A 25,582-nucleotide genomic window follows, 5' to 3' on the forward strand; every position below is an offset into this window, starting at 1 on the left:
AAATAACTATTATTAAATATTTTAAAATTAATTATAAAAAATAAAGGTGGTAATATTTTATGTTTTTAGCATTTAAAGAACTTAAAAAAAATAAATCTAAGTTCAGTTTAATTCTTATTATTCTAATACTTATAATTTTCTTAGTACTATTTTTAGCTGGACTTACTAAAGGTTTGGCTGCGGCAACAGGAGCTACTTTAGAAAATTCAGAAGCAAATTATTATATATTAGATGAATCATCAGACAAATTAATAACTCGTTCAAATATTTCAAAAGAAGACTTTGAAATAATTTCAGATTTTATAAAAGATTCTACTATAGTTAATCTTCAAATGAGCAATGTTACAAAAGAAGGTGAAGATAAAAAAATAAATCTAACTTATTATGCCATAGATCCTAATAATTTCTTAATGCCAGAAGTTATTGAAGGTTCTAATGAGTTACATAATAATGAAATAATCTTAAATAGTTCTCTTACTGAAGAAGGATTTAAATTAGGAGATATTTTAATAGATGCTGCTACAGATTTAGAGTTTACTATTGTTGGTTTTACTGAAAATCAAATGTATGGACATACATCTATAGGGATAATAAACCTTGATACCTATGAAAATTTATTAAAAACTGCTACTGGGAGAGATGAAGTCAATTTTCAGTCTATTGCCTTAAAAGTTAATGAAAATGATGTTTCTACATTAGAAAAATTTGTTCATGAAAATCTTGATGGAAAAGCTTTATACTCTAGTTCAGATATTATTAAGAATATTCCTGGTAGAATGGCAGAACAATCAACTTTAATTATGATGCTTGCTTTTCTATTTGTAATTTCAGCTATGATACTTGCAGTTTTCTTCTATGTAACAACAATGCAAAAAATTCCACAATTCGGGGTGTTAAAAGCATTAGGGGCAAAGATGAGTACTTTATCTAAATCCTTAATCTATCAAGTAGCAATATTATCTTTAATAGGAATATTTATAGGTAATATTTTAACATTTGGATCAGCCAGCTTATTACCAGCTAGTATGCCTTTTGTTTTAAGTTTTAAAGATGCATTTATGGTTTCATTATTGTTCTTAATAATTTCGATTTTAAGTAGTTTATTCTCAATAAAAAAAGTTTCAAAAGTAGATGCAGTTTCAGCAATAGGAGGTAATTATTAATGAAAGATTTAGCATTACAACTTAAAAACATTACAAAATCTTATATTGATGGAGAAAGTGAAAATATAGTTTTAAATAATATTAACCTTGAAGTTGAACATGGTGAATTTGTCGCAATAGTAGGTCCTTCTGGCTCAGGTAAAAGTACATTTTTATCAATTTCCGGTGCTCTTCTTTCAGCTACTAGCGGACAAGTTATAATTGGTAAAAATGACATAACTAAAATGAGTAAGAAAGAATTAGAGGATATAAGACGTAATCAAATAGGATTCGTTTTTCAATCTCATCAATTAATACCTTATTTAACTGTTTTAGAGCAACTTAAATTAATCCCTCTACTCTCTGGGAAAAATGATAAAGATAGTGAAAACTATGCTAAATCTTTACTTGAAGAATTTGGATTGTCTCATAGAACAAACTATTATCCTGAAAAACTATCAGGCGGAGAAAAGCAAAGAGTCGCAATAGCTCGTTCACTTATGAATAAACCTGATATAATTTTAGCTGATGAACCTACTGCAAGTTTAGATGGACCTCGTGGTAGAGAAGTTGTTCAAACTATTAGAGATGAAATTAAAAAGTATAATAAGGCAGCTTTAATGGTTACTCATGATGAAAGAGTTCTAGATTTAGTTGATACTATATATAGAATAGAAAATGGTAACCTAACTTTAGAAAAAAGAAATGTTGCAATATAATAAAAAATAAAGATATTTCTTAAAAGATAGTCATATGAAGGAAGCATATGACTATCTTTTTTGCTATTTTGAATGCATTAATAATTTCTCCAATTAATTATATTTTATTTATAAATATAATATATACAAAAAAACCACCAGCTTGGCTCGTGGTTTTGCATTTTCTGGCATAGCCCTTTATTATTGGCATCGCCTAAAGGCCTACCCTCGATCTGACACATGCATTCCTTTACTTGCAAACCATAAACAGGTCTATATATTCCATTGTAAGTTGTTCAGATAATTTATCTTCCTACAATGGACTAGCTACAAACTTCTGCTTCTATTATATTTGCGCCTTTCAATTCACATAATTTTCTAAGTATTGCCCTACCTCAAGTCTCTTTTCTTCTATATTTCTATGCAAATACAACATGGTATTTGCCCTTCCACTTTGTATGTGATAAACTATCTACATCATTCATTTATGATATCCTCCTTCTGATATGTAAGTGCAGTTGCCAGACTGCTATTTTATTATACAGAAGGAGTTTTTTGTCTTAGGCATAACTATAAGCCTTTTTGAACACCACGTCTAAAGCGCGGTTTTCTAAAAATAATAAACTATATCAAAGTGAACTTATCGTTACTTTGATATAGTTTATTATAAATAAGATATTAAAATTTATGCTTCTACTTGTTCAAATTGGCTGTTATATAACTCTGCATAGAAACCGCCTTTTTCTAGTAATTCATTATGGTTACCACTTTCAATGATATCCCCATCCTTCATAACTAAGATTAAATCAGCATTCTTAATTGTTGATAATCTATGAGCAATAACGAAAGATGTTCTACCAACTGTAAGTCTATCCATAGCTTCTTGAATTAATAATTCTGTTCTTGTATCTACTGAACTTGTTGCTTCATCTAATATTAAAAGCGGAGCATTTTCAACCATTGCTCTAGCAATTGTTAAAAGTTGTTTTTGTCCAGCTGAAAGATTTGTTTTATCATCTAGTATAGTATCATAACCATGAGGTAAAGTCATTATAAAGTGATGGATACCAACTGCCTTACAAGCATTTACAACTTCTTCATCTGTTACTCCAGTTTTGTTATAAACTATATTATCTCTTACTGAAGCCTCAAATAGCCATGTATCTTGAAGTACCATACAGAATAAATCATGAACATTTTCTCTTGTAATAGCTTTTGTATCTACTCCATCTATTAAAATTTGTCCTGAATTTGTTTCATAGAATCTCATAAGCAAGTTAACAATTGTAGTCTTACCAGCTCCAGTTGGTCCAACTATAGCAACCTTTTGACCTGCTTTAGCTTTCATTGAGAAATTCTTAATGATTAGCTTATCAGGATTATATCCAAATTTAACATTCTTAAATTCAACATCACCTTTAACATCTTCTAAAAGCTTAGTTTTATGTGATTCATCTTCAAGTTCTGCTTGTTCTAAGAATTCAAATACTCTTTCACCTGCTGCAGCTGCTGATTGTAAACTTGTTGCTGCCTGACCCATTTGTGATAATGGTTGTGTAAATAATCTAACATAAACCATAAAGGCAACTATTACACCAAATTCTATTTTTCCATCAAAGGCAAGTAAAGCTCCAACAACACAAACTGCTACATATCCAAAGTTACCTACAAAGGCCATTAAAGGCATCATAAGTCCTGATAGGAATTGTGATTTTCTTGCGCTATCAAATAATCTTTCATTAATTTCTTCGAATTTATTAATAGCTTCCTTTTCACCATTATAAACTTTTACTATATTATGGGCAGAATATATTTCTTCAATATGTCCATTTATTTGTCCTAGCTCCTTTTGTTGAGCTGAGAAATATTTTTGTGATTTCCCCATAATAACTGTCATAAGAATAAATCCAATTATTGTAGCTACAATAGCCGCTAAACTCATAGTTACATTATTCTTAAACATCATTATTAAAGAACCAATAAATAAGGATACGGCTGAAACTAAAGTTCCTATACTTTGATTCATGCTTTGTCCTATTATATCTACATCATTTGTAATACGGCTTAAAATATCTCCATGACTTGTTGAGTCATAATATTTTAAAGGAATTTTATTCATTTTTTCTGAAATATCTCTACGTAACTTATTAGCTACTCTTTGAGTTACTGTTGTTAATATGAATTGTTGTCCATAAGAAAGTATAGCTCCTGATACATAGAAAATAACAAGCGTCATACCCAACTCTCCAACCTTATCAAGGTTGATTTCAGTCATTACGCCTTCCATGATAACATTAGTAATTTCTTTTAATTTATCTGGTCCAATTATTGTAAATACTGTTCCACCTATAGCACAGATAATTGCTATAATTATAAATACTATATAAGCTTTTGAATATTTTAAAAGTTTAATCCATGTTCCTTTTAAGTCTTTTGCTTTTTGTGGTTTTCCCTGTGATCCTGGTCCCATGTGTTTACTCATTTTCAAGTTCCTCCTTTGAAAGTTGTGAGTATGCTATTTCTCTATATACCTCACAAGTCTTTAGAAGTTCCTTATGTTTTCCTATTCCAACGATCTTTCCTTCATCTAAAACAACTATCTTATCAGCATCCTTAATTGTTCCTATTCTTTGGGCTACTATAAGTTTAGTCTTTCCTTTAGTTTCCTTATTTAAGACTGCTCTTAAAACTTTATCAGTTCTATAGTCTAAAGCTGAGAAGGAATCGTCAAAAATATAAATTTCTGGATCTCTATGAATAGCTCTAGCTATTGAAAGTCTTTGTTTTTGTCCTCCAGAAAGATTTGTTCCTCCTTGAGCTACTTCACTTTCATATTGCTTTTCAAGTTTTTCAACAAAGTCTTTACCTTGAGCAATTTCAACAGCTCTCTTAACAGCATCTATTCCTAATTTTTCTTTTCCATTATCTCCATAAGAAACATTTGATTCTACAGTTCCACTAAACATTACTGTCCTTTGTGAAACATATCCTATTTTATTTGTTAAATAATTTTTATCATATTCTTTAACATTAACTCCATTGACTAATACTTCTCCTGAAGTTACATCATAAAATCTTGGAATTAAATTAATTAATGTTGATTTTCCAGAACCAGTAGCTCCAATAAATGCAATAGTTTCTCCCTTATTAACCTTAAAGTTTATATTTTCTAATACATAATCAGTTGAACTTTCTGCATCAGGATATTTAAAGTATACATTTTTGAATTCAATTTCTCCAACCTGAGCCTCTTCATCTGATTTACGAGTTCCATTAATTATTGTAAGAGGAGTATCTAAAACTTCATTAATACGATTTGCAGCAACTTGCGCTCTTGGAAGCATTATAAATACTATAACCAGCATCATAAATGCTATAACAACTTGTATTGCATAAGATGAGAATACAACCATATCACTAAATACTGAAAATCTATTAACAACATCAGCTGGATTCTGTATAGATACATCATTTATTAAGTAAGCACCTATCCAATATATTGATAAACTAAGACCGCTCATTATTATTTGAATAAAAGGCATTAGTATCCCCATTACTCTTCCTGTGAATAAGTTTGTCTTTGTTATTTCATCGTTTGCTTTTTCAAATTTATCTTCTTGATATTTTTCTGCGTTATAGGCTCTAACAACTCTAATACCAGTTAAATTTTCTCTAGCCACTTTATTTAAATTATCAGTTAAAGTTTGAATTATCTTAAACTTTGGTAATGCTAATAAGAATGATCCAGATACAACTATTAATAATGCTACTACTGCTACCGCTGTTGCTGTTGTCCATTGCCAACTCGTACTTGATATTTTACCTAGGGCCCAAACAGCTGTAATTGGAGCTTTTATTAATACTTGAAGACCCATAGCTATTATCATTTGCACTTGAGTTATATCATTTGTTGAACGAGTTATTAAGCTTGGAACTGAAAACTGATTAATTTCATGCATTGAAAAGCTTTCTACTTTTCTAAAGATATTAGAACGTAAGGTCTTTGAAAGGCCTGCCGCTATACCTGAAATAAAATATCCAACTATAACACTGGCTATTAAACTTCCTAAAGCACAAACAAGCATTTTGCCTCCAGCCTTCCAAATTTCAATCATTTCGGCATTTGGAGTTTGAATTAAAGCTGTTATATCTGACATATAGTCAGGTAGTTTTAAATCTAACCATACTTGACATACTATAAATAGTAAACTTATAAAAATAAAAATCCAATCCTTTGACTTTAAATATTTCAACAGTTTTATCATATTTTAGTCTCCTTTTTTATTAATTTATTTTTTATCTTTCCATAAAAAATTGTTAGGCAACATACTGTTAGTCCCCTAACAATGTAAGTATAAAAAAATTATTCCAAATTTCTTTTAAATTTATTTAAGATTTGAATAAAAATTTCTAATTCTTCTTCTGAAACATTTCTGGTAATCCTTTTTTCAAATTCCTCTATTTCCAGCATAACCTGATCATGTAAATTAATAGCTTTCTCTGTTAAAACAATTTTCTTTAATCTTGCATCATATGGTACTGTTTCTCTTATTATATAGCCATTCCTTTCCATAGATTGAAGTACGCCAGTTACTGTAGATCTCCTAATTGTAAATTTTTCTTCAATATCCTTTTGAAATACATCTTTTGATATATTACTATGTAAATATCTTATAATCAAACCTTGTATTTCAGTAAGATTTCCGCAGCTCCCCCTAACATGACAGTTACATATATGTCTTTTTATTAAATTTGAAAGAACTTTAATTTCATGACCAATTGATACATTCCTTTTCACATTACACACCTTTGTTCCTAATACAATAAAAATGATATTTAATCTCATCTAAAATAAAATACTATTAAATTATAGTTTTTTAAAAATTCAATGTCAATTCTAATTTTTAACGAAAACCTTTACTGAATTATTAATATTTTTTTAAGTTAAATTTATCCTATTTATATAGTAATGTTCACCACTTTGTTAAATTTCACATAAATTGAAATAGAATTATTTGTAGGAAGGGATATGATTGTATAAAAATAACTTATACAAAAGAGTTAATATTAGTTTCAGATCTTTCCATGGTACAATAACTGCTATTACTGATTTTATTGTAAGTGAAGATGATATTGATGCAGGCTGCTACAAACTAATTACTTTAGAAAATGACATGCAGGAAATAGTTAATTTTATTATATCTCCTGACACATATTTTCTAGATAATGAGATGGTTTTTGTGGGGGATAAAATTACTGGTTATTATGATGGTAACGCACCAGTTCCACTTATTTATCCGCCACAATATAGAGCACTTATTGTAGTAAAGGATAGCTCGCATCAAAATGTAAAAGTAGATTATTTTAATTCTAACTTAACTAGCAGTGATGGAATGTTAAAAATAAATATCTGTCCATGTACTAGGTTACTATTAAGAAATAACCAAAGCTTTTCCAGAAGTCCAGCAAATAGGAACTTAATTGTTGTATATGGTACTAGCACTAGGAGCATTCCTGCTCAAACTGCTCCTTATAAAGTAATAATTTGGTGTTAGAATAAAAAATTGCTAGGTATTTATTACCTAGCAATTTTTTATATTATCTATTGATTAACTTCAGCAATAAGCTTATCTGCTCTAAATATATGTTCAATCAGCCAGTCATTTATTAAAGCTAATAAACCAAGTAAAACTTCTCTTTGATTTTCGTCAATATGTTCTGTACTATAACTTTGTATTTTCTTAATAAATTCATCATGAGCTACTTTTTGAGATAATAATCTTTTATAACCCTTTGATACCATGTATTCTTCTTCATGCTCAAAATGATATTTTGTATAAGCCTTTAATTCTTCAACTACCTCAACAATATAGTCATACTTATCTGGTATAAATTCATTTTTAAGTAATTCATATGCCCTGTTTGCAATCGTAAATAATTGCTCATGTTCTTTATCAATAAAATCAATTCCTGTTTTATACTCTGGTTTCATTTCATACATTGCCATTTTATTTCCCCCCTTTATAAATTTATTTCTATACTTAATTTATATTATAATTTACATATTATTATTGTTTATATAATTATAGATGATAGTTAAGATTTATACAATAAGAGTTTTAAAGATATTTAGAAAATCCTAACATTTTTTACTTTTCCATAATAATCTCTTTTAGCAACTTAGGATCATCTGTAAATAATCCATCAACTCCAGCATTCCTAAACATTCTCATATACTTAGGATCATTTACAGTATATATATTTAACTCAAGATTATACTTGTGAGCTTCCCTTATAAGCTCTTCATTAACTAATTCTAAATAAGGATGTATTGCATCTGCCTTTAAAGCTTTTGCAATTTCTATTATATTTTCTATAGTTTTATAATATAATAACCCTGTTTTAATATTACTATCAATTTCTTTGCATATTCTTATTGAATCTAAATTGAAACTCGATAAAAGCACATTGTTATTTAAAGCATATTTCTTAATTAAATTTATTACATCCTCCTCAATTCCTTCATAATGTATTTCATCTGTCTTCAGCTCTATATTTAATATTATATTGCTCTTTTTTACTATATCTAATACCTCTTCCAAAGTAGGAATATGGCATTCTGGATTATCTCTAAATAAAACTCTTCTACACTTAAAAGCTTTAAGTTCTTCTAAAGTAAAATTCTTAACTAAACCCTTTCCTAAAAATGTTCTTTCTATATCCTCATCATGTATTACTACTAATTTATTATCCTTAGTTTTATGAACATCTAATTCAATACCTGAAGCGCCTGCTTTAATAGCTTCTTTAAAAGCTAGCAATGTATTTTCTGGGTAGTTAATACTATCGCCTCTATGAGCAAAATTTATCATGTTAAACCTCCCAAGATTTTAATATATTGACCATATTTTAATAGTTTGTTTCAATTAAATAATTTTATAAGAAAATTTCTTATTATAAAAACACCAAATGGTTTTGCTAGTGCAAAGCCATAAATTTTCTTATTGCTGTTAATACTTTTATAACATTATTTCCTCTATTAATAAGTTGCACTTTATACATATTATTACTAGATAACTTGTCTAAGTTTTCAGTTATATTAGCAATTTTAGAATTTTTAATTATTTCTATTATTTCTAATATTGTATCCCTGAATAATTCCATATCTTGTTGATTAATAAAATTCACGTCTATTGTATTCCTTTAAATAATAAGACAACTTTTATCTATATTTATTCTTTCCATATCTTTATAAGGAATTTTAACTGTTTCTTTAAAAGAATTATGATAATACAAATTGTTCTTAGTTAATAGGAAACCATCTTTTCCACTGCTAAAGATAGTATTATCATAAATAGCATAAATAAACTCTCCCTCTTCAATTTTAAGATATGATTTTAATGCATTTAAAACTTTTTTATTTGCATTAGCACTCTCTCCATTAATATATAATCTATTTCTTAAATCCTTAATATTTATTATTGATAAATATTCAACTAAATATTTTAATAATTCAATTTCATCTTTAAATTCTGATAAATATCTTTTTTCTTTTTGTATTTTTACTTCATCGTCTTTTATTTTCTCATTTACTTTCTTTTCTTCATCTTTATAAGGATTTATATCACTATCATATTTTATTCTAAATAAAATATATTCAATTATAAATTCTATTCTTTTTTAATTTTTCTTGAAAAATATCAAAAGCATTTCCTAATATAGTTTTTAATAATTCATTGTCTACAACATTATTAAAATTAAAATAATTTTAAGTTTATCTTCTATAATTTCTTCTTTTCCTGATAAAAACTTATTATTTTTAATAACAAATATTATATATTCAATTATATCTCTAAATATTTCAAGTTCACTACTTCCAACAAGGTTTACATTCATTAGAATCCAATTAATACACAAAGTATTTCTATTAAATTCTACTTTTCCAATATCTTCTATTTGTAATATTTAAATGCCCTCTTTAAATTATCTATAAGATTATAATTGAAATTAATTTTTTCTTCCTAAAAAATTGCATTATTTCCTAAATCTCTTTCAAATATTTTTCTACTGTCTTTAAAAATATCATCTAATTTTTTTCATAATACTATACACTTACTAAATTCTATACATTCTTCTTCCATCGCTTTAGCAAACTTTTCTGAAGATATAAATATTTTCACTTTCTTCTACATAGTCAAACTCTTCATAATAATTTTCTTCTTTTTCATAGTTTGTTTTTTGAACTAGATCTGGAACCTTTGTTCCACAATTAAAACAAAATCTTGCTTCATCAGGTAGATTTGCGCCACACTTCATACACCACATGATGTTCCTCCTAAATATCTAAGCTTATAATATATAAATACGATATCGTTTACATTGCGCTTTATAACATTTAAACTTTATTATTTAACAACTTGTCCTCTAATACGATAATATTCTTACTACTTATCCTTTTTGCACTATCTCTTATCATAATCTAATTAATAGATATACAATAATACCATATAACAAATGGTTTTTTATAGAAATTTGTAAATAAATCAATAAATTCTAATTTTTAGAAATATTATCTACTGTCCAAAAATATTTTTCTATACCTGAAATAAATTGATTATTATAATATAATTAAATCATATTATAGTTTAAATATAACAAAGAAAGCGAGATAAAAATGAACATTATAGATACATTCATACAGCATAAAAATCCTAATAATGCTGCTCCAATGAAGGCATATATGAAGAATAAATTTGAATTCTTAGGTATAAAAACCCCTTTAAGAAGAGAACTTGAAAAGCCCTTCTTTAAAAAACTAGATAAAAATTCTCCTATTGATAGGGAATTTGTAAAATCTTTATGGAAAGAAGAATATCGGGAATTTCAATATCTAGGAGTAGACTATTTAATAAAGGAAAAGAAGAAATTACAACAGGATGATATTCATTTTATTAAAGAACTGATAATAAATAAGTCTTGGTGGGATACTATTGATTTAATTGCCAGTCATTTAGTTGGAGAGATATGTCAAAAATATCCTGAACTTATTGATGAATATATATTAAAATGGAGCCAAGATAAAAATATCTGGTTAAGAAGAACAGCAATACTTTTTCAACTTAAATATAAGGAAAACACAAATACAGAGGTCCTTGAAAAAGTTATATTAAATAATAATAAAGATAATGAATTCTTTATAGAGAAGGCTATAGGCTGGGTCCTTAGGGAATATTCAAAATCAAATAAAGAATGGGTTAGCAATTTTATAGTTTCCAATAATTTAAGTAAATTAAGCATTAAAGAAGGAAGCAAATATCTGAAATAAAAATAAACTATAAAAAAATTAGTAATTATATAAAATAAGATATATAAATTTTAAGAAAAAGGACTGTATCAAAGTAATTTTTATAATTACTTTGAACAATCCTTTAATTTACAAAAAATGTATACCTTAACATTTAAAATTCAAAATAATTTTATACAACAAAATTATCTTCAAGTAAATCGTCAAATTCACTATTACTTAAATCAATTTCTTCTTTCTTATCTTTACTATCTGAATTTAAATCAATAATAAAACTTCTTCTCTTATTTCTTGATAATTTTCTTTTTTTCTTATCATCTAAAGCCATCTTTATTAACTTTATTGCCTCTGTAGGAGTTTCACATCCTCCAAGAACTACTATATTATTTTTATTATTATATGTAATATATGTACTTCTATAAACTTCAAATAATTTAGATACTTCATATGGATCATATCCATCAATTTTTAAATTAATTCCTAAATAATCACAATCATATGTATCAGGTTGAACAAAAACACTATTTTTTATAGCTAAATCAACAGCAGTTTTAGCATCCATTAGGCCATCATATAACTTTAAAACAAGGCCTGACCCTTCTGCTGTATTTATTCTTAATGAATCTCTATTATCAATACTACCTTCAGAATGAATTCCAGTTATATTATAAGCTAAATCTAAACTTTCAATTACTTCATTATTAATTTCCCTATAAGTATTTCTCTTATTGTTATCAACGAATTTAACATCATTTATTAAATCCATAATACTATTGATATCATTCCAACATTCTAGAGTATTTTTAAATGATAATTCATCTTCTTTTAAGCTAGGTAAAATAGCTACTACATTAATTTTAGCCTTTGGTAATACTTTTTTGGCTATTTGTATAAAAGTCTTTATTGCTCCTGAACCTGTTCCGCCAGCCATAGTTGTAAATACTACAATTACTTCTGTTAACAGATATTTACTTAATAATGTTCCTATTGCATTAACATTATCTAATATCATCTCCTTAGACTTATTTCTGTCTCTTCCCGAACCATCTGTCCCTGGATATAAATATACATTTTTTGACATATCAGCATTTTTTAATGGCTTAATATCAAATAGACTGCTATTTATAAACAATCCATTATACCTTGGATTCTTGCTTATAAGCCCATCAACTATATTTCCAGCACCTTGTCCTAATGAAACTAATAACATTTTACCCTTATCCATAACTGCCCTCCATTGTTATATTCTACAGATATATTATCGAAGAAAACCAGAAAACATTATATAACTTTAATATTTTTTTTAAAATAATTAAAACAACTACTTAAGTTAATTTATTTATATACGAATAGATAAAAGGGGAGGAGAATTATTGAGATAAGTTATATAAAGGGGTGACTTTATCATTATGGATAATAAAGAAAGAAATAAAATTCAAAATAAAAAAAGAGGGGAAATCTCCCACTATTCTATTAATCAGGTAGCTGATTTATTAAATGAAAATATTAATAATATAAAGTACTACACTAATATTTTTAGCGATCTTCTAAAAATAGAAATAGTAGATAAAGAATTGCGTTATACTAATAGTGATATCGATAACTTAGAACTTTTAATAAGACTAAAAAATAGAGGTATGTCTCTAAAAGAAATTCATGATTATTATAATAAATTACCTTTAAGCGATAAGGAAATTAAATATTCAGAAAGTAATTTGTTATCTGTAGAGGAACTTATTGATTCCATTAAAAAGGAACAAGAAATACAACTTAATAATTTTAAAAACCAATTCATAGATGATATACAAAAAGCTAATTCATTGTATCTACAAAATATTGTTTCAATAATTATTGAAGCCCAAAATAGAAACTTAAGTGAATTTAAAGAAAAATTTAATAAGGAAGTTAAAGAGTACATAGATTCTAAATTTGATAATATTAATGAAATAAATTCAAGTTTACATAAGGAACTTATTAGCAATACTGAAGAATTAATTTCTAATAAAATTAACGATAGAAATGAAGAACTTAAAGTTTCTCTACAAAATGACTTTAATAACTTTACTCAATCATTTTTAAATAATAATAAACTTTTAATAAAAGAAATTCAAAATTTAAAAAGGACTGTTGAAGCGTATACTATCCAGCAAGAAATAGAACTAGATAATGCAAACAAAGGTTTATTTAATAAAATACTTCATTTATCTAATTCTAAATAATAATCTGAAACTTCTAATATATTCTAAATATATATAAATTAAAATAAGAACTTACCCTTACTATAGGTGTAAGTTCTTATTTTAATTTCAACATCTCTAATATTAACTAAGACATCTTAAATTTTCTCATATATAAATCTACTGATATATAATAAAGTTTTAATTTCACTATAAAACATAATTAATAAGCTAATATATAAAAATGATTATATAATAATATATAAGAAAAGATTTAATCTAAGAATAATAAACTTAAATATTCTCTAAATAAGTAAAGAAAGGTTGATGGTTATGGAATTTATCTATTCAATGCCTACAAAAGTATATTTCGGCAAGGATGTTATTTTAAAAAACAAGGAAGTCTTCAGCAGTATAGGAAGAAAAGCTCTAATTGTTACAGGAAGAAACTCTGCTAAAAGAAATGGTTCTTATAATGATGTTGTTAAAGCCCTTTCTGATTCAAGAATAGACTACATACTTTTTGATGAAGTCGAAGAAAACCCTTCCTTAGAAACTATAGAAAAGGGCAGCATTATTGGAAAAGACAATAATGTTGATTTTGTTATTGGGATAGGCGGTGGCTCCCCCATGGATGCTTCAAAAGCCATTGCTGTTTTTATAAAAAATCCAGAAGTAAAAAAAGATAATATCTTTTCTCAAAAGCAACTAAAAAGTATTCCTGTAATTGCTATAGCTACAACTTCTGGAACAGGCTCAGAAGTTACTCAATATAGCATAGTAACTTCAAACAAAGAAAAAACAAAGAAAAATTTAGGACAATCAGTATTTCCTGTTGCAGCCTTTCTTGACAGTAAGTACACTTTTGACTTACCTTATGAAATAACTGTAAACACTGCAATTGATGCCTTTACCCATTTAGTTGAAGGCTATTTAAATACAAATAGCAATTATATGTCAGAAATTTACGGTGAAAAAGGCTTTGAATTATTTAAATACTGCTTTAAGAAACTTGTTAATAAAGAATTAGATCCTGACTTTAGAAACAAGGTTATGCTGGCATCTACTTTAGCTGGAATGCAAATTGCTCAAACTGGAACTTCCCTGCCTCATGGAATGGGATACCCCCTTACATATTTTAAGGGCCTTCCTCATGGCTTAGCTAATGGTATATTGACAATTGAATATTTAAGAAGCTTTAAAGATAAAACCAAAATATATAGAATGTTAAATCTATTAGGAATGAATAAGTTAGAGGAATTAGAAAATATCTTTAATAAATTAATTAATATAAATATCGAAATAACTGAAGAAGAAATAATAGAATATTCAAAGAACTTTGCTTCAAATAAAGGCAAATTAAAAAATCATACCGAAAAAGTAGAATTAGAAGATATAATACAAATTTATAAAAAAAGTCTTTTAAAATAGGGTCAGACCCCCTTACAATTATTGTAAGGGGGTCTGACCCCTTTCCATATTTTTTATCTTATTGTAAAATTCCTCAGTAATCTCAATTTCATCTAAATTTATCTTTCTTGGATTTGTTGTTAAAGGATATTCCTTAAGCCATATATTTCCTTCAATCAGCATTGGCTCTATAATTGGATCTGCAGGATTTTTATCATTTACCTCTTCTAATTCCTTATAAGGAGTTAAAACAAGAATGCGCCTGCAAGGTTCTTCAACTTCATCAAAAATATTAAAAAAAGGATTATAAGTATCAAAAAACTTATTTGATGTTACTATTTTTAAATATAATCCTAATTCCTTTGCTAGTTCAGATGCTTTAATCATTTTGTCTGACACTATTATATCATCTTCTTTCCTTTAAGATTTAATTTTCTATTATTATAACATCATTTTCGTATTACATCTATTTTGAATACTCTTCAAAATATAATTACAGGGATATAAGAGACAAATTTCTTTATACACCTTTATCGCCCTTATATAATATATTCTATATTATAAATCATGAAAAATAGCTTTCATTTTTTCAAAGGTACAAAACTGCTTAAAACCAAGCTTTTTTAATTCCTCTCTAACCTCCAAAATTTTGTAACCAATATCTTCTTCTTTATGAGTATCTGAACCTATGGTAATTATCGTTCCACCTAATTCTCTATATAATTTTAGTATATCCCTTGAAGGCGTTAAGTCATCTAATTTATATCTAAAGGAAGATGTATTAATTTCAATTCCCTTTCCCCTTAAAATTATATGTCTCAAAATTTCAGTTACTATATCCTTTATATTTTCAAAAGGATAAATTCCTTTCATATCGTACCTTCTAATCATATCTAAATGTCCTAAAACACTATAGTCATCATATCTTTTAATAACCTTTAATATTTCTTCGTAATATTTTTCATTATATTCTTTTTGTGTTTTTCCTCTTTGAAAGTCTTGCGTCCAAAATTCCTTATTATCTACCTGATGACAAGAAAGAATAACAAAATCAAAGTTATTTTCATTAAAATCCTTTTGAAATTCATCAATAGTATGAAGCTGCATCCCAAATTCAATTCCAAATTTTAGTGTTATTTTATCTTTATACCTTTCCTTACATCTATTAAATTCCTTGCGATATTCATAATAATTACAATTTAAATCTGTTTTTACTCCATAATCCACATGTTCGGTAAAACAAATTTCATCTAATCCTAAAGCTATTGCTTTTTTTATTTCATCTTCCATTTCACAAGTAGAATCATCACTAAAATTAGTATGCATATGATAATCTGCCAGCATAAAACTCCTCCACCCTTTACCATAATTAATTTATATATTATTGAAATTATATATCTAAATTCAAAAAAGAATTATCAAATTATAAAAATATATATAATCTTTTATTTCTTATTTCGGAAATAATATATTACTGAAGTTATAAAAGCAAATACTATTTTTACAAGCATATCTGTCATAGTATCCTCAATACCACCTTTAACCATAGAGGTTTTAAAAAAATAATCACCTAAAAACTCAAAAACTTCCCAAAGGACACCTGCTGTAATTGAAAAAGTAAAGGCAAATATTAAAATAAAAATCCTATATCTCTTTTTTGTTACTTCTCTATTTGATGTAATAATCCCTTCTTTTAAATATAAAGCAATTATAACTGCATAACTTCCGAAAATTCCATGTAAAAGTAAATCCCACCACCAAAATTTTATGTAAAACTTATTTATTTCACCAAGATAAAGGGCAAGAAAAATATATATAATCGATATTATCTCAAATGTTAGAGGTAAATTAATCTCTCTTTTCCTAAAATTTTTTTTAATTAATAAGGGGATAAGCATATTTACTATTCCCAATACTGCTAGCCCTAGCTCCTTCCAATCCTTAGCTATTATATTAGAAATTATATTAATTAAAAAAAGTGTTTCAAAAATTGCTAACATAATTATAACTAGCTTACTATTTTTATTTTTCATATAAATCATTTCCTTTCTTTGAAATAAATATTTTATTTATTAATTTAGAATAATTTTCCAATAGTCCTTGTTTAAATTACTCTTTAAAGTTATTATTACTAAATTATAAATATAATAATCTTTTCTCGCGTAGAATAATAAATTCCAGACACTGCTGCAACTATTTAAGTTTCAACAGTGTCTGGAATTTTTACATATCATTATTTTGACAATTACTAGTTATTACTTTTCTAATATTTTTATTATTTATAATAACTCTAGGAACTTTTATTTGATTTTTGCTTATCTTATCTTTAAATTCAAAATAAAATATATATCTTCCTGGAGTTATGGAATTATCCGGTTCTGTAGTATAATCAATTAAATTAATATTTAGTTTTTTCATAGTTCCTCTTATAGCATCTGTTAAATGTTCTTCATTTGTCTTTTCAGATACCATATTTAATACTTGATTTTTTCTATACATAAATTCAACTTCAGGACAATTATTATAATAACCTACAACTTTTATGACATCTCCTATTCTATATCTATAAAGACCAGCATTGTTTGTTATAACTATTTCATACTTTTTCCCAATTTCTAATTCATCTATATTAAGAGTTTTGTTTGCATTAACTTCACCTTTTTCTATAGGGATAAATTCATAAAAAGCTGTATCAAGAATAATAACATATCTTATTTTATTTATATAAGGATTAATGCCTATCATTGCTTCTGTAGAAGCATAAGAAGGAGAATAAATAGGCAATGAAGCAGTATAATAATTAACTTTATCATCATATATTGAAAAGTTTGCTCCTGTTACAGTCTCAATATACAGTAATCTTGGCCATATCCTTTTTGCTATTCCCTTAAATCCTTTATTAAATTCTTCCTCTAATTTCTCTGCCCTGCTAACATTAGGAGATAATAGTTTATTTAAAGCAGTTCTAGTTTTTTCATCTATATTTATTTTATTATTTACCCTTCCTTTTCTTATATCCCTTACTAATAATTGATACTTTTCTTCTAAAACTCTAAAAAAATCTAGTATATTTGAAATAAAAACTCCACTTATATACATCAAGCTGCTTTCTTCTAAAGCAAATAATAAATGAAGATATAAAGCTGCTTCTTTATCTGTTATCTTCATAACTTCTAGTGGAGACGTAAATAAGAAAGGGATTATATACTTTATTCCATTCATTCCCCCTGATGTAGCAGAACAAATTGGTATTCCTGATTTTGTATAATTAGTATTCACAATATCTGATATTAAAACGCCTCTTCCATAAGTCCAGTTTTCCTTAAAACTTTCATAACAAACTCTATTTGAATAAAAAGCCATATATTTTGAAGCAATTTTTCTACTTTCTTTTGTAACTGGAATCAGCTTTTGCTTCCCTGTAGTACCTGAAGTATGACCAAAATATTTTATATTTTTACTTATTAATATATTTTTTTCTCCTTCTCCCATCCTTTTTATATAATCTTCATAAAAAGAATAGTCTGTTAAGGGAAAATTCTTTTTAAAATCTTCTATAGATTTTATATTTTTAAAATTATATTTTTTTCCTATTTCAGTACTTACATTTAAATTTATAATTTTTAACAAAATCTCTTCATTTACTTTTCTAGGATTTTTAGTATATTTATCAAATTTATTTTTTACTATCCCTCCAGCTTTAATTACCACTATATAAAGAAATTTACTTATAATGCTCGTAAAAACACTTTCAAATTAATGCTATACACAAATAGTTTATGATAAATTCAAAATAATGTTAAATAATTAAGTCTTATAAATTTGGGGATTGTAATAACAATCCCCAAATTATATTTTATGTTCCACAAAAAGTTCTATAAGCTTCCTTTGATGCTTTAGGCAATTTTGCATATTCTTCCTGTTCTTCTACATAAGCAAAAGGTCTTGATAAAACATATAAAAGCTTATTCATGACACTATAATCCCCCTTTTCAACTGCAGCTTCTAATGCTTCTTCAACTCTATGGTTACGTGGAATAACTGCTGGGTTGCAGCTTCTCATAAGCTGCATTACTGAAGATTTTGACTCTGGCTGTCTTTTTAATCTTTCATGCCACTTTTCATACCAAACTTTAAACTCTTCTGTGTTAGACATTTTTACATCTTCTATTTTATCAAGAGTTAAGGCTCTAAAGGTATTAGTATAATCAGCCTTTTCTTTTTCCATAAGATCTAAAAGTTCTTCTATTAATTCTTGATCTCTCTCTTCTTCATTAAAAATTCCAAGTTTAGCTCTCATGCCAGATAGCCAGTTATCCATAAAAATATTTTCAAATTCAGCAACTGCTTCTTGTGCTGACTTAACAGCTTCATCTTGTTCAATATGTATTAAAGGCAATAAGCTTTCAGCAAATCTTGCTAAATTCCAAGCAGCAATACTTGGCTGATTTCCATAAGCATAACGGCCATATCTATCGATTGAACTAAAAACAGTATCAGAACTATAAGTATCCATAAAGGCACAAGGGCCATAGTCAATTGTTTCTCCACTAATTGTCATATTATCAGTATTCATAACTCCGTGAATAAAACCAACTAACTGCCATTTAGCCACAAGTTCTGCTTGAGCTTTTACAACAGCTTTAAAAAAAGCTAAATATTTGTTCTCATCCTTGTCCACATTTGGATAATGTCTTTGTATAGCATAATCAGCTAAAGCTTTCAGATCATCTATTGATCCCCATTGGGCTGCAAATTGAAAAGTTCCAACACGCAAGTGACTTGCTGCAATACGGGTTAATACTGCACCTTGCAAAAGATCTTCACGAATTATCTTTTCTCCTGTTTCGACTACTGCCAAACTTCTTGTAGTAGGTATCCCAAGAGCAAACATTGCTTCACTTATTATATATTCTCTTAACATCGGACCTAAAGCTGCTTTACCATCTCCACCTCTAGAATAAGGTGTTCTTCCTGAACCTTTTAGCTGAATATCAACTCTCTCCCCCTTAGGGCTTATATGCTCCCCAAGAAGGACAGCTCTTCCATCACCAAGCATTGTAAAATGCCCAAATTGATGTCCAGCATAGGATTGAGCAATAGCTTCTGTTCCTTCTAAAACCTTATTTCCAGCAAGAATATCTACACCATAATTACTTTGTAGTTCCTTAGAATTTAATCCTAAAGAAGCTGCCAAGGAATAATTAAATACAACTAATCTAGGTTTGGGTACAGAGCTTGGACTTTCCCTTCTAAAAAATATATCTGGAAGTTCAATATAAGTATTCTCTAAATTTAATCCAGTTTTTGATTTATTGTAACCCATAATGTCCTCCTTTCTTTAATCATTAATTCTAATCAATTTTAGTTTTTACTTCAAAAAATTTATTATACTTATGCATATAAAGAAAAATTATTTTAATAATTATTTTTTATTAATAATCTTTATTTAATTATACAAAAAAACTCTGTAGGATATAAATATATCCTACAGAGTTTTTTTATTTCTATATTGATTTTCAACACACTAAAAACCAACCAAAACTTTAATTATACATTTTGATTTATAAAGAAGTGCTAGAGTTTTACAAGCCTATTCTTTTCCAGTCAAATAAAGAACCCGGATCAGTTTTTACTCCTTTAGAATATTCATCATGACCTATAAAATGTTTTCTATCTTTTATTATAGATGGATTATCTTTTAATATATTTTCTATTAATAAGTTAAGAGAGTTATACTGAGCATCTGTATATCCTATTAAGGATTGATCAACTAAATCATATTGCTCTGCAGATATCATAGGTAGCATTTCTTCTTTTGTTCCAATAGCAAGAAGTTCAATACCAATAGAATAATCATTCATTTTATTTTCATAGTCAGGAAAACCCTCAAGGCTTCCTTGACCAGCATGATATGCTACCCTGTCCTCTGGTACCATAGAATATATTTCTCCATATCTTCCAATAACATAATGAGCAGACACACCATAATCTAAGAAAATATCATAAATGTCATAAATATTATAAGGATCTTTATAGTTAATTGAAACATTACTCATAAAATGTATCATTACATGAGTTATTTCTTTTTCACGAGGCCTTGAATTTTCATTAGGAAGAAACATATCATTAATTTTAAGTTCTTCCTTAAAATTTAAAGATACTTCTTGTGTTAAAGTATAATCTTGATTTTCTTGTTCTATTTTTTGATTTATAGGAAAAAATGAAAGTAAAATAATCATAAATATATAATAATATTTTCTCATCTAGTTTATCCCTGCCTATTCTTAAGTTTTTCTCACTTTATTATCCGCATTTCCATTATTTTTATGTATCAATAATAGAAATACTAAAAGATTATTATTTTAGATGTTTTACACCAGTTTCTAATATTTCCATTTGAAGCAAAATTTCTTCATCAGTAATTTTTTTATCTTTTCCATTTATAATTGCTTCGTATAAGTCATCATATACTCTTCCATAATCACCTTTTACAGTTTCCACTTTTTCTTCATGTATCTTACCTTCATTATCTACATATGTTAAAGTTCCATAATGCTCAAATTTATCAAGCCCAAAATCCTTATTATGAGGCATATAGAACATCTTAAGATGATATTCTTGAAGATCTTTGGTCTGCTTTACAAAACATCCCTTTTTACCATAAACTACAAAGCTTGGTCTTTCTTTAATTCTAAAGTAACTTGATTTTACTGAAACCTTTAAATTTCCATAATATAAATCTAAATCAAAGTAATCATTCATTCTTCCAGGCCCAAGAAGTTGCCTTACATCGTAATGAATATTATCTGGCTTTCCAAAATAGCTTATAACCTGATCCAAAGTATGACAAGCATGTCCATATAAAAAAGATTCATTAACATCATAGCTTGTAGCTCCTTCTGGGACTTCTGGTCTATAGTAATCAAAGTGCATTTCTATTTCAAGTAATTCTCCTAATTTTCCTTCTTCAATCACTTTTTGAACTGTTAAGAAATCACTATCAAATCTTCTATTTTGATAAGCCTGAACTATCAATCCCTTTTCCTTTGCTAGATCAAAAATTTCCTTTGCCTGTTGTGAGCTTTCCATAAAAGGCTTTTCTACTAGACAATGTTTATTATTTTCTAAAACCATCTTAGCATATTCGTAATGACTATCATGTCTTGTACAAATAACTATAAGTTGTATTTCTTCATCCTTTAAAAGTTCATCTAAATTTGAAGTGTATTTTACTCCTTCAATTCTATCCCATTTTTCATTCTTTGGATTTCTTTGATAGATAGTTTTTATCTTTAAGTTTTTTCTTTGAATAACAAAAGGAATATGATATCTGTTAGTGCTTTTCCCATTTCCAATATAACCAATAGTTAACATAATACTCCTCCTAGAAATTATTGTTAATTATTTTTAATTATACCTTTATTCTACAATAAAATAAAAGCAAAAATTATTATATTATGAAAAAAGAGCTCTTTCTTATGAATATCCCTTAGCTCCTTCCACTTTTAGCAAAAACAACATATTTTAATTTTATATCTTTCTATGCCGATTACTAATATTTTTATTTATCTTTAGATAGTTACTGTTATAGCTAAGCTAATAACTTTACTTATTAAAATAATATCCTTTCTTTTTTATAAATAAAATTGCTCTACCCCAGATTATATCAAAAGAAGCTGAAGCAACCTTACTTTCCTTGTTAATATACATTCTAATAACTAAAAAAGCTCCTTTTGTATACTATAATATTAACTATTAGACAAGGGTGATTTAATATTTTACAATAAAAATAATATGACCAGCTATTTTAAGCTTTTATGCTTGAAATAGCTGGTCTTTTTAACATATACCTAAGTTTAAATCCTTTTGGCTACTTTTTCATTCATATATTTTTTATTTCTTTAAGCTTTGACAATATTCATCCATTGTATCAGCCACTACTTTTGCATGTGCTACTGCATCTACAACTAACCCTGGTCCCGTAACTACATCTCCTGAAGCAAAGGTACCTTTTTTAGTTGTATTTCCCTTATCATCTGTAATAAGCAAGCCCCATTTATTAGTATTTAACTCAGTAGTATTTGAAACTATGTTATTCTTTGGATTTTGACTTACTGCAATTATTACAGAATCACATTCAAAAAATTCCTCTTCACCAGTAGTTATGTTTTTAATCTTACCTTCTTCATCAGTAATATTTTCTGTACATGCTAATTTTATTCCTTCTTCAGTAATTTCAATTGGCGACTTAAATAAACTGAAGTTTATTCCTTCTTCTTTACCCTCTTGAATTTCCTTTTTACTTGCAGACATTTGCTCAAAGCCTTTTCTATATATAATAGTAACATCGGCACCATTTTTCTTGGCAGTTATTGCTGCATCAAAGGCAACATTACCAGCTCCTATTACTGCAACCTTTTTTCCTAATCTATAAGTTTCAGGTGATTTTAAATAATCTATTGCATAATGAACATGTCCTTGAGTTTCTCCCTTAATATTTAAGGTCTTAGGATTCCACACTCCTGTTCCAATAAATACAGCATTATATCCATCCTCAAATAGCCTATCTAATGTAACAACTGGACCTATTAAAGTATTTGGCCTAATTTTAACTCCTAATTCAATTAATCTTTCTTCTATGGTATCAATTATTGATTTAGGAAGTCTATATTCTGGAATTCCATATCTTAAAACTCCGCCAATTTTACTATGAGCTTCAAAAATTGTAACTTTATAACCCCTTCTAGCTAATATAAAGGCTATTGTAATTCCTGCAGGACCACCACCTACTATAGCTATTCTTCCTTTAGTTTTTGGAATATTTTCAAAGCGTACCTCTTCTATATACCTTTTTGAGATTTCATATTCCATATCATGAAATCTTATAGGCTCTCCTTTAATTCCCCTAACACAGTTACCCTTACATTGGTTTTCGTGAACACATACTAGAGCACAAACTACTGACAGAGGATTATTTTCAAACAAAATTTCCCCTGCTTCTCTTATTTTACCTTCTTTATACAATGATATTACTTCTGGTATTGATGTATTAATTGGACAATTATTTTTACATCTTGGATTCTTACATAATAAACACCTATCTGCTTCATTTATTAACACCATTCAACAACTCCTATGTATTCTATGTTATTTTTATTAATATTATATATAATATTTATTTAATATGGTAGTTTTAATTTAAAATATTTTTATTTTAAAACTACTACATATTGTATAATGTTGATATAATATTTTAGAGGTGGTATTTTTTATGAATAATAGATTGACTATAGAAAATATGAGAAAGCTACAAGAAGAATTAGAATATAGAATGACAGTAAAAAGAGCAGAAATAGCTAAAGAAAAAATGGAAGCAGCTGCCCATGGGGATAGATCAGAAAATGCTGAGTATAAGGAAGCTTGTAGAAATTATAGGGAAAATGATAATAGAATTCAATACTTATTAAATATGATTTCTACAGCAACTATTATAGATGAAGATGAAGTAGACAAATCCGTATTAGGAATTAACAGTAAGGCTAGGGTTAGATTTATAGAAGACGATTATGAAACGGTTTTATCCTTAGTAACAACTATGGATTTAGATCCAGATAATATGTGCATAAGCATTGAATCAGATTTAGGAAAAGCTTTGGCAGGAAAAAAAGCAGGAGATATAATTGAAGTTAATGCTCCTGGAGAAAAATATTCTGTTGAAATATTAGAAATATTATAATACTTAAAATAAGGTCAGAAACCTTAAGAATTTTAAAGTTTCTGACCTATCTTTTTCTCCATCCAAGACTATTTTATTTAGAGTTCTGAATTTCAACTCCTACTTGTCTTCTTGCCTCATCTAATATTTTCATAACATTTAAAGAATGTTTAAGCTGTTTCAAATTCTTTTCATAGTCCTTATTTAATAACATATCTTTAAATGCAACTAATTCATAATATAATCTTTCTTCATAGAGATTTAAATTAAATTCTTTTTCTTCTCCTAAATTGCTTCCATAAGTAAAGTTTGACAAGACACTAGATTGATAATCACTATGAATATACCCCTTATCTCCTTGAATATTAACACTTGTAGGCGCCTTACAATCTTTTGCTCCAACCGCTACACATTTAAAAGTAGGATAATTAAGTATTAAAACTCCTGATGTATCAATTCCCTTTTCTATATTAGCAAAATAATTAATGCTTTCTGGTTCACCAAATAAACCTAGTACAAAATGAATGTTATAAACATTTAAATCCATTAATGCTCCACCAGACTTTTTAGGATCAAAAACAGGTAGTATATTTCCCTTTTTAAATTCATCATATCTTCTAGAATATTGGGAATAATTAAGCTGAACTATCTTTACATCTCCTAATTCAGGCAATAGCTCTTTTATTTTTAAATAGTTTGGATAATATTGATTTGTTATTGCTTCAAATAAATATAATCCTCTTTCTTCTGCAAGCTCTGCTAATTCCTTTGCTTCCTCATAATTTGATGTAAAAGGTTTTTCTAAAATAACATTCTTATTTTTTAGTAAGGCTTTTTTTGTAAAGCTATAATGAAGTGAGTTTGGAACAGCCACGTAAATAACATCTATTTCTTCATTATCAAGCATTTCATCATAATTTAAATAAATATGTTTAATACCATATTCTTTTGAGAAATTCTCCATTCTATCCTTAGATCTTTCTGTTGCACAAATTCCATAAAAATTATATTCCTTTATTTTAGATGCTGCAGCTAAAAAATCTGGAACTATTAAGCCTGATCCCAGTATTCCTACATTCATTTTAATTCCTCCTTATAATAACACCTTCTTACTTTAATTATATGTTATACCT

Annotated in this window: 25 protein-coding genes and 1 pseudogene; 7 read left to right on the plus strand and 19 right to left on the minus strand. The window is 27.2% G+C overall.

The window, feature by feature from the left end; all coding sequences use genetic code 11:
• The first annotated feature begins 59 nt into the window (after positions 1-59).
• Together BEN51_RS07400 and BEN51_RS07405 are read left to right on the plus strand one after the other, a co-directional pair.
• Positions 60-1,163 carry an ABC transporter permease gene (locus BEN51_RS07400; RefSeq protein ID WP_119865439.1) on the plus strand — a complete coding sequence of 368 codons (1,104 nt, stop codon included), beginning with the start codon at positions 60-62 and terminating at the stop codon, positions 1,161-1,163.
• The gene (locus BEN51_RS07405; RefSeq protein WP_119865440.1) at positions 1,163-1,861 is read left to right on the plus strand and encodes an ABC transporter ATP-binding protein; all 699 of its coding nucleotides are present in this window, start codon (positions 1,163-1,165) and stop codon (positions 1,859-1,861) included. Before BEN51_RS07400 ends, BEN51_RS07405 begins: the two co-directional genes overlap by 1 nt.
• 377 nt (positions 1,862-2,238) lie before the next feature.
• On the opposite strand, the pseudogene BEN51_RS14160 reads toward BEN51_RS07405, so the two are convergent.
• The 4 genes and pseudogenes from BEN51_RS14160 to BEN51_RS07425 all read right to left on the minus strand — a co-directional run.
• Positions 2,239-2,325 (minus strand): annotated as a pseudogene (locus BEN51_RS14160) (IS200/IS605 family transposase); the annotation flags it as partial.
• Between the two features lie 200 nt (positions 2,326-2,525).
• Positions 2,526-4,322 (minus strand): ABC transporter ATP-binding protein, encoded by a 1,797-nt coding sequence (locus BEN51_RS07415; RefSeq protein ID WP_119865441.1) that lies wholly within the window; start codon positions 4,320-4,322, stop codon positions 2,526-2,528.
• The gene (locus BEN51_RS07420; RefSeq protein ID WP_119865442.1) at positions 4,315-6,105 is read right to left on the minus strand and encodes an ABC transporter ATP-binding protein; all 1,791 of its coding nucleotides are present in this window, start codon (positions 6,103-6,105) and stop codon (positions 4,315-4,317) included. Before BEN51_RS07420 ends, BEN51_RS07415 begins: the two co-directional genes overlap by 8 nt.
• Positions 6,106-6,203: 98 nt before the next feature.
• Positions 6,204-6,638 (minus strand): MarR family winged helix-turn-helix transcriptional regulator, encoded by a 435-nt coding sequence (locus BEN51_RS07425; protein WP_164704094.1) that lies wholly within the window; start codon positions 6,636-6,638, stop codon positions 6,204-6,206.
• 235 nt (positions 6,639-6,873) lie between these two features.
• Here BEN51_RS07425 and BEN51_RS07430 point away from each other — a divergent pair, with 235 nt between their 5' ends.
• Positions 6,874-7,395 carry a hypothetical protein gene (locus BEN51_RS07430; protein WP_236906192.1) on the plus strand — a complete coding sequence of 174 codons (522 nt, stop codon included), beginning with the start codon at positions 6,874-6,876 and terminating at the stop codon, positions 7,393-7,395.
• Between the two features lie 47 nt (positions 7,396-7,442).
• Here the strand turns inward: BEN51_RS07430 and BEN51_RS07435 are convergent, their stop codons facing one another.
• The 5 genes from BEN51_RS07435 to BEN51_RS07450 form a co-directional block, all read right to left on the minus strand.
• Positions 7,443-7,841 (minus strand): bacteriohemerythrin, encoded by a 399-nt coding sequence (locus tag BEN51_RS07435; RefSeq protein WP_119866594.1) that lies wholly within the window; start codon positions 7,839-7,841, stop codon positions 7,443-7,445.
• A 148-nt stretch (positions 7,842-7,989) separates the two neighbouring features.
• A complete protein-coding gene (locus BEN51_RS07440) occupies positions 7,990-8,712 on the minus strand; it encodes a glycerophosphodiester phosphodiesterase (protein ID WP_119865444.1) in 723 nt (240 codons plus the stop codon).
• Positions 8,713-8,818: 106 nt separating this feature from the next.
• On the minus strand, positions 8,819-9,004 hold the full coding sequence (locus BEN51_RS07445) for a hypothetical protein (RefSeq protein WP_123962167.1): 186 nt from the start codon (positions 9,002-9,004) through the stop codon (positions 8,819-8,821).
• Positions 9,005-9,580: 576 nt separating this feature from the next.
• Positions 9,581-9,736 carry a hypothetical protein gene (locus tag BEN51_RS13815; RefSeq protein WP_164704095.1) on the minus strand — a complete coding sequence of 52 codons (156 nt, stop codon included), beginning with the start codon at positions 9,734-9,736 and terminating at the stop codon, positions 9,581-9,583.
• 249 nt (positions 9,737-9,985) lie between these two features.
• Positions 9,986-10,165 (minus strand): zinc-ribbon domain-containing protein, encoded by a 180-nt coding sequence (locus BEN51_RS07450; protein WP_119865446.1) that lies wholly within the window; start codon positions 10,163-10,165, stop codon positions 9,986-9,988.
• A gap of 349 nt (positions 10,166-10,514) precedes the next feature.
• Between BEN51_RS07450 and BEN51_RS07455 the strand changes: the two genes are divergently transcribed.
• Positions 10,515-11,165, plus strand: coding sequence for a DNA alkylation repair protein (locus BEN51_RS07455; RefSeq protein WP_119865447.1), 651 nt, complete (start codon positions 10,515-10,517; stop codon positions 11,163-11,165).
• Positions 11,166-11,316: 151 nt separating this feature from the next.
• Here BEN51_RS07455 and BEN51_RS07460 read toward each other — a convergent pair whose 3' ends face one another.
• Positions 11,317-12,369, minus strand: a complete 1,053-nt coding sequence (locus BEN51_RS07460) for an FtsZ/tubulin family protein (protein ID WP_119865448.1) — start codon at positions 12,367-12,369, stop codon at positions 11,317-11,319.
• A 184-nt stretch (positions 12,370-12,553) separates the two neighbouring features.
• Here BEN51_RS07460 and BEN51_RS07465 point away from each other — a divergent pair, with 184 nt between their 5' ends.
• Entirely contained in the window at positions 12,554-13,363 is an 810-nt protein-coding gene (locus tag BEN51_RS07465) for a helix-turn-helix domain-containing protein (RefSeq protein WP_119865449.1), read from the plus strand.
• Positions 13,364-13,654: 291 nt separating this feature from the next.
• A complete protein-coding gene (locus BEN51_RS07470) occupies positions 13,655-14,752 on the plus strand; it encodes an iron-containing alcohol dehydrogenase family protein (protein ID WP_119865450.1) in 1,098 nt (365 codons plus the stop codon).
• A gap of 18 nt (positions 14,753-14,770) precedes the next feature.
• On the opposite strand, the gene BEN51_RS07475 is transcribed toward BEN51_RS07470, so the two are convergent.
• The 8 genes from BEN51_RS07475 to BEN51_RS07510 all read right to left on the minus strand — a co-directional run bounded on the left by BEN51_RS07475 (position 14,771) and on the right by BEN51_RS07510 (position 23,857).
• Positions 14,771-15,118, minus strand: a complete 348-nt coding sequence (locus BEN51_RS07475) for a hypothetical protein (RefSeq protein ID WP_119866595.1) — start codon at positions 15,116-15,118, stop codon at positions 14,771-14,773.
• Positions 15,119-15,289: 171 nt separating this feature from the next.
• Positions 15,290-16,075: a histidinol-phosphatase HisJ family protein gene (locus tag BEN51_RS07480; RefSeq protein WP_119865451.1), complete on the minus strand. Its 786-nt coding sequence runs from the start codon at positions 16,073-16,075 to the stop codon at positions 15,290-15,292.
• Between the two features lie 101 nt (positions 16,076-16,176).
• A complete protein-coding gene (locus tag BEN51_RS07485; protein WP_119865452.1) occupies positions 16,177-16,764 on the minus strand; it encodes a DUF2238 domain-containing protein in 588 nt (195 codons plus the stop codon).
• 190 nt (positions 16,765-16,954) lie between these two features.
• Positions 16,955-18,466 (minus strand): GH3 auxin-responsive promoter family protein, encoded by a 1,512-nt coding sequence (locus tag BEN51_RS07490; RefSeq protein ID WP_472298034.1) that lies wholly within the window; start codon positions 18,464-18,466, stop codon positions 16,955-16,957.
• Positions 18,467-18,587: 121 nt separating this feature from the next.
• Positions 18,588-20,057, minus strand: a complete 1,470-nt coding sequence (locus BEN51_RS07495) for a protein adenylyltransferase SelO (RefSeq protein ID WP_119865454.1) — start codon at positions 20,055-20,057, stop codon at positions 18,588-18,590.
• A gap of 259 nt (positions 20,058-20,316) precedes the next feature.
• Positions 20,317-20,997, minus strand: a complete 681-nt coding sequence (locus BEN51_RS07500) for an N-acetylmuramoyl-L-alanine amidase (RefSeq protein WP_207652757.1) — start codon at positions 20,995-20,997, stop codon at positions 20,317-20,319.
• Between the two features lie 94 nt (positions 20,998-21,091).
• Positions 21,092-22,108: an oxidoreductase gene (locus BEN51_RS07505; protein ID WP_119865455.1), complete on the minus strand. Its 1,017-nt coding sequence runs from the start codon at positions 22,106-22,108 to the stop codon at positions 21,092-21,094.
• A gap of 519 nt (positions 22,109-22,627) precedes the next feature.
• Entirely contained in the window at positions 22,628-23,857 is a 1,230-nt protein-coding gene (locus tag BEN51_RS07510; RefSeq protein ID WP_119865456.1) for an NAD(P)-dependent oxidoreductase, read from the minus strand.
• 148 nt (positions 23,858-24,005) lie between these two features.
• Here BEN51_RS07510 and BEN51_RS07515 point away from each other — a divergent pair, with 148 nt between their 5' ends.
• Positions 24,006-24,470: a GreA/GreB family elongation factor gene (locus BEN51_RS07515; RefSeq protein WP_119865457.1), complete on the plus strand. Its 465-nt coding sequence runs from the start codon at positions 24,006-24,008 to the stop codon at positions 24,468-24,470.
• A gap of 73 nt (positions 24,471-24,543) precedes the next feature.
• Here the strand turns inward: BEN51_RS07515 and BEN51_RS07520 are convergent, their stop codons facing one another.
• Positions 24,544-25,530: a Gfo/Idh/MocA family protein gene (locus BEN51_RS07520; protein ID WP_119865458.1), complete on the minus strand. Its 987-nt coding sequence runs from the start codon at positions 25,528-25,530 to the stop codon at positions 24,544-24,546.
• Positions 25,531-25,582: the final 52 nt, after the last annotated feature.

This window comes from Clostridium isatidis (genome assembly GCF_002285495.1).
In the GTDB taxonomy this organism is placed as follows: Bacteria; Bacillota; Clostridia; order Clostridiales; family Clostridiaceae; genus Clostridium; species Clostridium isatidis.